General features: G+C 33.9%; 7 protein-coding genes. All 7 read left to right on the top strand.

Features of this window, described 5'->3' with window-relative positions:
* The first annotated feature begins 29 nt into the window (after window positions 1-29).
* The 7 genes from FLACOL7796_RS20405 to proB all read left to right on the top strand — a co-directional run bounded on the left by FLACOL7796_RS20405 (window position 30) and on the right by proB (window position 9,146).
* Window positions 30-2,300, top strand: coding sequence for a M1 family metallopeptidase (locus FLACOL7796_RS20405; protein WP_173972639.1), 2,271 nt, complete (start codon window positions 30-32; stop codon window positions 2,298-2,300).
* 523 nt (window positions 2,301-2,823) lie between these two features.
* Complete coding sequence (locus tag FLACOL7796_RS20400; protein ID WP_173972638.1) at window positions 2,824-3,465, top strand: GNAT family N-acetyltransferase; 642 nt, start codon at window positions 2,824-2,826, stop codon at window positions 3,463-3,465.
* A 66-nt stretch (window positions 3,466-3,531) separates the two neighbouring features.
* Window positions 3,532-4,725 carry an argininosuccinate synthase gene (locus FLACOL7796_RS20395; RefSeq protein ID WP_173972637.1) on the top strand — a complete coding sequence of 398 codons (1,194 nt, stop codon included), beginning with the start codon at window positions 3,532-3,534 and terminating at the stop codon, window positions 4,723-4,725.
* On the top strand, window positions 4,718-5,695 hold the full coding sequence (argC, locus tag FLACOL7796_RS20390; RefSeq protein ID WP_173972636.1) for an N-acetyl-gamma-glutamyl-phosphate reductase: 978 nt from the start codon (window positions 4,718-4,720) through the stop codon (window positions 5,693-5,695). The genes FLACOL7796_RS20395 and argC overlap by 8 nt, the downstream gene beginning before the upstream one ends.
* A gap of 80 nt (window positions 5,696-5,775) precedes the next feature.
* Window positions 5,776-6,915 (top strand): aspartate aminotransferase family protein, encoded by a 1,140-nt coding sequence (locus FLACOL7796_RS20385; RefSeq protein WP_173972635.1) that lies wholly within the window; start codon window positions 5,776-5,778, stop codon window positions 6,913-6,915.
* Window positions 6,916-7,017: 102 nt separating this feature from the next.
* A complete protein-coding gene (locus FLACOL7796_RS20380) occupies window positions 7,018-8,211 on the top strand; it encodes a glutamate-5-semialdehyde dehydrogenase (RefSeq protein ID WP_173972634.1) in 1,194 nt (397 codons plus the stop codon).
* Window positions 8,212-8,384: 173 nt separating this feature from the next.
* Entirely contained in the window at window positions 8,385-9,146 is a 762-nt protein-coding gene (gene proB / locus FLACOL7796_RS20375) for a glutamate 5-kinase (RefSeq protein ID WP_173972633.1), read from the top strand.
* Window positions 9,147-9,259: the final 113 nt, after the last annotated feature.

The following is a 9,259-nucleotide window of genomic DNA, read 5'->3' as shown; positions in this document are numbered from 1 at the left end:
TTAATTTGCTACATAAACAGCTAAAATATATGAAAATACAATCTTCAAAAGCCTTATTAACTATGGCTTTGTTTGTGGGAATTTCTTCTGTTTGGGCGCAACAAAAGCCTGCAACAACAGCCGTAACTCCAGTTAATAATTACAGTTATCATGATGCATTTGGTCCACATTTTTATACAAAAAACGGGACTTCAACTCGTTCTGCAAGCGGACAGCCGGGAGTAGAGTACTGGCAAAACAGAGCCGATTATCAGATAACGGCAAAGTTAAATGCAACTACAAATGAAATTATTGGTACAGATGAAATTACATATACCAATAACAGTCCTGATAAATTAGGATTTGTATGGTTGAATTTAGATCAGAATTTATTCAAAGAAGACTCGAGAGGAAACGCTGTTGTGCCTTTAACAGGAAGCCGTAATGGAGCTCAGGGGCAGGTTTTTGATGGAGGAAATAAAATAAAATCAGTTAAGGTAATTTCTGTTGGAAAGAAAAAAACTGAAATTGAAGCCAAATATGTAGTAACAGATACCAGAATGCAAATTTTTCTTCCTGAAGAATTAGCATCAAAAGGAGGTACTGTAAAAATCAAAATTGAATTCTCGTTCACAGCTCCTTTTGAAGGATCAGACAGAATGGGAGTTTTAGAAACTAAAAATGGTAAAATTTTCACCATTGCACAATGGTATCCGCGTATGTGCGTGTACGATGATGTAAGAGGCTGGAACACACATCCGTATTTAGGCGCATCTGAGTTTTATTTGGAATATGGTAATTTTGATGTAAAACTTACTGTACCTGCCAATCACTATGTTGTAGGTTCTGGAGAATTGATAAATGGAGCAGAAGTATTGCCTGCAGACGTGTTTAAACGTTATAAAGAAGCTGGTTCAAGCGATAAAACAGTTACAATTCGTTCTGCCGAAGAAGTGTCTGCAACTGCAAATACAAATGCTAGTGGAGAAAAAACCTGGCATTATCAAATAAAAAATGCTCGTGATTTCTCTTGGGCATCATCTCCTGCTTTTGTTTTAGACGGAGCAAAAATCAATTTACCAAGCGGTAAAAAATCATTGGCATTATCAGCTTATCCTGTAGAAAGTGCTGGAGAAGGAGCTTATGGCCGTTCTACAGAATATGTAAAAGCAGCGATAGAGCATTACTCTAAAACATGGTTTGAATATCCTTATCCGGCAGCGACAAATGTGGCAGGAAATGAAGGCGGAATGGAATATCCCGGAATCGTTTTTTGCAGCTGGGAATCAAAAGGTCAGGATTTATGGGGTGTTACAGATCATGAATTTGGTCATATCTGGTTTCCTATGATCGTAGGTTCAAACGAAAGGTTATTTGGCTGGATGGATGAAGGTTTTAATACTTTTATTAATTCTCTAAGTACTGCCGAATTTAATAAAGGAGAATATGTAGAGGCGCCAACAGATTTGCATAAAGCTGCTGAATCATTTACAAGACCTACTTTAGAAACTATAATGAGTTCGCCTGATAATATGAAAGAAGCGAATATTGGTATGTTATGCTACTTTAAACCAAGTTCAGGATTGGTTATTTTAAGAGAACAAATATTAGGAAAAGAGCGTTTTGATACTGCTTTCCGTACTTATATCGAGCGTTGGGCATATAAACACCCTCAGCCGGATGACTTTTTCAGATCTATGGAAAATGTTGCTGGTGAAGATTTAAGCTGGTTCTGGAGAAGCTGGTACGTAAACAACTGGCGTTTCGATCAGGGAATTAACTCAATTAAGTACGTTAAAAATGATCCTTCAAAAGGAGTTGTGATTACGGTAGAAAATTTTGATAAAATGCCAATGCCGGTTATTTTAGACGTGAAAACAAAAAGCGGAAAAGTGACCAGAGTTAAATTGCCTGTAGAAATTTGGCAACGTAATACTGTATGGTCTTTCAAGCATAATTCTACAGAAGAAATTGAAAGTATTACCCTTGATCCTGATCACGTTTTTCCTGATAATAACGAATCAAACAATGTGTGGACATCGGGAAACGGTAAAATAGAGAAGGATGTAATTTTAGATGGATATTTAGGAACATATTCAACTTCAAGAGCGCCTTTGAAAATTGATTTTACAGAAAAGAACAGTACATTAAATGTTGAGATTACAAACTTTCCTAAGTTTACTGTAGCTCCTGTAGAAAACGAAAAAGATACTTTTGAGTCTAAAAGTGCCGGATTAAAATTTAAGTTTAACGAAGCTAAAACAGGTTTTGATATGATTATTTTGGGTAATGGAGAAACCATTCCATTTACTAAAAAATAAAAATACAAATTTATAAAGGTTTTAAAGCCCGATAGTTATTAATAACTATCGGGCTTTCTTTTTAGATTTAGAAAAGCAACTCAGAACCTTAGTCCCTTAGAAGCTCAGTACCTTTCAAAGAAAAAATAACATAACGCTAAAAAAATGTTAGAATTTTATTTTTTTGTTTTGTAAATAAAAAAATAGTGTACTTTTGCACCGATGAATAAAATAAGTTTACATATAACTTCTTTGTCACGGACAAACTCTCCTGTAACTTCTCCCGAAGTACGGATACTATCTCTATAGTATTCACAGAGTTTTTCGCCGCGTATTTATTTATATTCATTTTTCATTTTGAAATCACAACATTTGTCCATTGGACAAACATATCCTAAAAGTATATATAATTTTCTGAATTTTCTTAATCAAGTTTTTGATTTTGAGAATGTTACTTCTATTATGTCTATTTTTGTCGGATCGATTTCCGGATTTCAAACTAAACAATACGTTTTAATTTTTAACTCTAACTTCAACTATTGAAATGAAAATCTCTATTGTTGTTACTCAGGAAGAACACTTCAAATTCGCACAGGAAATTTGCGATACAATAGAATCATCTGCCTTGTTAAGAGGTACAGGGATTGCTAAAAGAACTCCTGAATACATTCAGAAAAAAATGTCGAATGGTGATGCGATGATTGCTCTGGCAGACGGAAAGTTTGCAGGTTTTTGTTATATCGAAAGTTGGCAACACGGAAAATTCGTGGCCCATTCTGGCTTAATTGTTCATCCGGATTACAGAAGTTTAGGTTTGGCAAAAAAAATCAAATCGAAAGTTTTTGATTATTCTCTAAAAAGATACCCGGACGCTAAAATATTTGGTATTACAACCGGTTTGGCTGTAATGAAAATCAACTCTGATTTAGGATATAAACCAGTTCCTTTTTCAGAATTAACAACAGATCCGAGTTTTTGGGCAGGTTGTAAAACGTGTACCAATTATCAAATCCTGCAAAGCAAAGAAAACAAAATGTGTCTTTGTACCGGAATGTTGTACGACCCGAAAGAAAAACAAAAAGATCCGCCAAGACATCCTTTTAACGAGGCTGTTTTAAGCAGATTAAAAAAAATTAAACAAGCTTTATTCTTAAATAAAATACTGTCTTTCGGTTTTTTATCTTAAGAATTTAAATTAAAAAAGAAATCTCAAACTTGCTACATACGAAAGTATTAGCCTAAATTATAAAAAATGAAAAAAGTTGTATTAGCTTATAGTGGAGGATTAGATACCTCGTATTGTTTGAAATATTTAAAAAATGAAAAAGGATACGAAGTCCACACCGTACTTGTAGATACAGGAGGATTTGATGCTGAAGAATTATCAGCAATCGAAAAAAGAGCTTACGAATTAGGAAGCGCACAACACGCAAATCTTACAATCGTAGACAAATATTACGATAAAGCTATAAAATATTTGATTTTTGGTAATGTATTAAAAAACAATACATATCCATTATCAGTAAGTGCAGAGCGTGTTTTTCAGGCAATTGAAGCTATTAAATATGCTAAAAAAGTAGGAGCAAGCGCGATCGCACACGGAAGTACAGGTGCAGGAAATGATCAAATTCGTTTTGATTTGATTTTCCAAACTATTGCTCCGGAAATTGAAATTATTACTCCAATTAGAGATTTAAAACTTTCAAGACAAGAAGAAGTAGATTATTTATCTAAAAACGGAGTTCATTATTCTTGGGAAAAAGCACAATATTCGATCAATAAAGGACTTTGGGGAACAAGTGTTGGAGGAAAAGAAACTTTAACATCAAGCCAACCGTTACCAGGTGATGCTTACCCTTCACAATTGAAAAAAGAAGGCGAAGAAAAAGTAAGATTAGAATTTGAACAAGGAGAATTAGTAGCAATAAATGGTGTAAAAGACAAACCATCAAACAATATTGTAGCCCTTGAAAAATTAGCAAATGCTTTTGCAATTGGTAGAGATATTCACGTAGGTGATACTATTATTGGTATTAAAGGAAGAGTTGGTTTTGAAGCTGCTGCGCCATTAATCATCATTAAAGCACACCATTTATTAGAGAAACATACTCTTGGTAAATGGCAACAATACTGGAAAGAACAATTAGGAAACTGGTACGGAATGTTGTTTCACGAAGGTCAGTTTTTAGATCCGGTAATGAGAAACATCGAAACATTCTTGCAAGACACACAAAAAACAGTAAACGGTGTTGTAACTGTTTCTTTAAAACCATATCATTTTTCGCTTGACGGAATCGAATCAGATAATGATTTAATGAATACAGGTTTTGGTCAATACGGAGAAATGAACAATGCATGGACATCAGACGATGCAAAAGGGTTTATTAAGATTTTAGGAAATGCACAAAACATATTTTCATCTGTAAATCATTTAGATCATGATTAATGTCGGAATAATTGGTGGTTCGGGCTATACTGCCGGAGAACTTATCAGAATCTTGATGTATCATCCCAATGTAAACATCGATTTTGTTTACAGTACGACAAATGCTGGAAAACCACTTTCTGTGGCGCACCATGATTTGATGGGAGATATTGAAATGAATTTTACTGATGTTGTAAATCCTGACGTAAATGTTGTTTTTTTATGTCTGGGTCACGGTAAATCGATTTCATTTTTACAAGAAAATAAATTCGCTGGTCACACCAAAATCATAGACTTAGGAAATGATTTCAGATTAACGAAAGACGCTAATTTTGACGGAAAAGAATTCGTTTACGGATTGCCTGAATTGAATAAAGCGACAATTAAAAAAGCAAATTTTATTGCAAATCCAGGTTGTTTTGCTACCGCGATTCAATTGGCTTTGTTGCCATTAGCGAAAAATAATCTTCTTAAAGATGATGTTCATATTAATGCAACAACAGGAAGTACAGGAGCAGGAGTAAGTCTTGCTGAAACTTCGCACTTCAGTTGGAGAAACAATAATATGTCGCATTATAAAGCTTTTGAGCACCAACATTTGGGAGAAATCAACCAAAGTGTGAATCAATTGCAGGCAGATTATTCAGATGAGTTAATTTTTGTTCCGAATAGAGGAGATTTTACAAGAGGAATTTTTGCAACATTATACACAACTTCTGAAGAAAGTTTAGAAGATTTAGTAGCAAAGTACCAAGATTTTTATAAAAACGAACCTTTTGTAACGGTTACAACGACAAATATCAATATGAAACAAGTCGTTCAAACGAACAAATGTATTATCAGTTTATTGAAAAAAGGAAACCGGGTTTTAATCACTTCAATTATTGACAACTTAACCAAAGGGGCTTCTGGACAAGCGACTCAGAACATGAATTTAATGTTCGGATTAGAAGAAACGACAGGTTTACATTTGAAGCCAAGCGGATTTTAAATTGTTGTCAAAACGGTTAATCGTTTATTCGGTTAATCGATTAAACAAATGAACGGTTAAACAATTAAACAACAAGAAAAATGAATTTATTTAACGTATACCCACTTTATGATATAACTCCTGTAAAAGCATTAGACTGCACAATTACAGACAATAACGGAGTGGAATATTTAGACTTATATAGCGGACATGGTGTAATTTCAATTGGCCATACGCAACCTGATTATGTTGAGAAACTAAAAAATCAATTAGATCATTTAGGATTTTATTCGAATGCTATTCAGAATCCTTTGCAGGTAGAATTGGCTCAGAAATTAGGTAAACTTTCAGGATTAGAAGATTATGAATTATTTTTATGCAGTTCTGGAGCTGAAGCAAACGAAAATGCATTAAAATTAGCTTCTTTTCATAACGGAAAATCGAGAGTTGTCGCTTTTGATAATTCTTTCCACGGAAGAACTTCTGCAGCCGTTGCCGTTACAGACAATAAGAAAATCGTAGCGCCAATTAACGCACAACAAGTCGTTACTTTTTTACCTTTAAACCAAATCGAATTAGTTGAAGCAGAACTTGAAAAAGGAGATGTTACAGCAGTAATTATCGAAGGAATTCAGGGAGTTGGAGGTTTAGACCAAGGAACAACAGATTTTTTTCAGGCTTTAGAAAAAGCATGTAAAAAACATGATGTTGTTTTAATTTTAGATGAAGTACAATCAGGATACGGAAGAAGCGGAAAATTCTTCGCGTTTCAACATCACGGAGTCAACGCTGATATTATTTCAGTTGCGAAAGGAATGGGGAACGGATTTCCGGTTGGAGCTATTTTAATCTCTCCAAGATTTGAAGCAAGTTTCGGATTATTAGGAACTACTTTCGGTGGAAGCCATTTATCTTGTGCAGCTTCAATTGCAGTTTTAGACGTAATCGAAAAACTTGATTTACAGAAAAATGTAAATGAAGTGTACGAGTATTTCTTAGAAAAAATCAAAGAAGTTCCGGGAATCAAACAAGTAAAAGGAAAAGGTTTAATGCTTGGGGTAGAATTTGATTTTGATGTAGCAGCTTTAAGAAAAAAACTAATCATCGAAAAACACATTTTCACAGGAAGCGCCAACAACAAAAATCTGTTAAGAATTTTACCGCCATTAACGGTAAAAAAATCTGATATAGATACGTTTGTAAAAGCTTTAAAAGAAAGTTTGGAAGAGCTTAAAAATTAAATTACCGTAAAGTTAAACCTGACGAGTTTTTAAAACCCGTCAGGTTTAGAATATAAGTTTCTAAAAAGAAACGACCAAAAAACAACCAACCAACTATAAATTATGAATCCATTATCAATTGAAAAACGCAATCTGGTTTTGCGCTCTATGGCAAAACTGGTCGAGCAGGATCGAAATTCCATTATTCTTACTAGTAAAGAAGATTTATTAGCTTATGATGGTTCAGATTTAGCAATGCAGGAACGCTTAAAAGTAGATGATAAAAAAGTCGACGAGATGATTTTGTCTTTGAATCAACTAGCTTCTCAGGAAGATCCGGTTGGTGTAGAGCGTTTTCATTTTACTCATGATAATGGAATAAAAGTCATAAATAAAACAGCCGCTTTTGGTACGATCTTAATCATTTACGAATCTCGCCCGGATGTTACCATCGAAGCAGGAGGAATTGCCTTTAAATCCGGAAATAAAATTTTATTAAAAGGAGGAAAAGAAGCTTTAAAATCAAATTTAAAAATTGTCGATTTATGGCATCAGGCTTTAGAAGAAAATAGAGTTTCGAAAGACTGGGTAAAATATCTCAATTATAATCGTGCAGAAACACAGGCTTTTTTAGAAAAACCAACTCAAAAAGTAGATTTAATAGTTCCGAGAGGAGGAGAAAAATTAATCGAATTTGTAAAAGCACATGCCACTTGTCCCGTTATTGTAAGCGGACGTGGAAATAATTTTGTATACGTTCATAAAGACGCAGATACAGATTTGGCTTTAAAAATAATTTTGAATGCTAAAATCTCAAAAATATCAGCTTGTAATGCAGTCGATAAGGTTTTAATCGACTCTAAGTTACCCAATTTTGAAGGTTTTGCGGCTATTTTGATCGAGACTTTAAAAGAATCTAACGTAGAAGTAATCGTTGATGAATCTTTGAAAAGCTTTGAATATACAGAAACACTTCAAAACGAAGATATCTGGTACGAAGAATTTCTGGATTATAAAATTCTAATCGGAACCATTGATTCTGAAGAAAATGCAATTGATAAAATAAATAAATATTGCGGAGGACACTCGGCAGTAATCATTACGAGAGACGACAAAGAAGCTCAAAAATTTATGGATGCCGTTGATACCGCAGCCGTTTATCAAAATGCTTCAACCCGTTTTACAGACGGAGGACAATTTGGTTTAGGAGGAGAATTAGCGATAAGCACCGATAAATTGCACCAAAGAGGACCAATTGGTTTACAACATTTGGTAACCAACAAATGGTACGTGTACGGAGAAGGACAAATTAGGTAATTGAGATAATTAGTCAATTAGATAATTAGAAAATTTGGATTGTAAATTACTGATTTTTGGAATTTGGATTTTATAAAATTGGAATTTATAGAAAGATAGCTTTGCGAACTTAGCGTTTGTAAACACAAACAGAATAAAAAACCTTGCGCCCTTTGCGGTAAAAAAAATACAGCATGTCAAAAAAGCGGATTTTATTAAAAATAGGAAGTAATACTTTAACCAAAGAAACCAATCATATTTCGCGGGGAAAGATTGAAGACCTCGGAATGCAGATTGCAGCTCTCAACAAAGATTACGAATTTGTAATTGTAAGTTCCGGAGCAATTGCAGCAGCAAAACAATTTGTAAAGCTCGAAAGCAAAGGCAAAGAAATTGCATTAAAACAAGCTTTAGCCTCAATTGGTCAGCCACATTTAATGCGGATTTTCCACGAGAATTTCAGCGATTTAGGTTTATTGACATCACAGTGTTTATTGTCTTATTCAGATTTTGAGAAAGATCAGTCAAAAGTAAATATTGTCAACACAATAAACGTTTTGGTCGAGAACAATTACATTCCGATTATTAATGAAAACGATACCGTTGCCACAGATGAGATCAGGTTTGGAGATAACGATAAATTAGCGGCTTTAACAGCAGTATTGCTAAATGTTGATATTCTGATAATTGCAACTAATACAAACGGAATTTACACCAAGAATTCTATTCATGATGAAATTCCGGAAACAATTAAATTAGTAAATGATCTAAAAACATTGGAAAAAGAAATCGGCGAATCAAAATCATCACACGGAACAGGCGGAATGCAGTCTAAAATAGAAGCGGCCGCAATTGCAAAAGCAGCCAACATCGAAACCTGGATCGTCAACGGATTAAATGATAATTTTATTTTAAAAGCATTAGAAGGCGAAATTCCTTTTACGAAAATCATTTAATAGAACACAGATGACACGAATTCGCTTTGCGAAGACGCGGATTTAAACAGATTTTTATATTTGATTTAATTTTAATGTAGTATATTTCATTCAAATTTGTTTTATGAAATTAT

It is taken from the genome of Flavobacterium bizetiae (assembly GCF_902804475.1).
In the GTDB taxonomy this organism is placed as follows: Bacteria; Bacteroidota; Bacteroidia; order Flavobacteriales; family Flavobacteriaceae; genus Flavobacterium; species Flavobacterium bizetiae.
The sequence above is the reverse complement of the archived record's forward strand: the minus strand, read 5'-3'. Positions and strand labels throughout refer to the sequence as shown.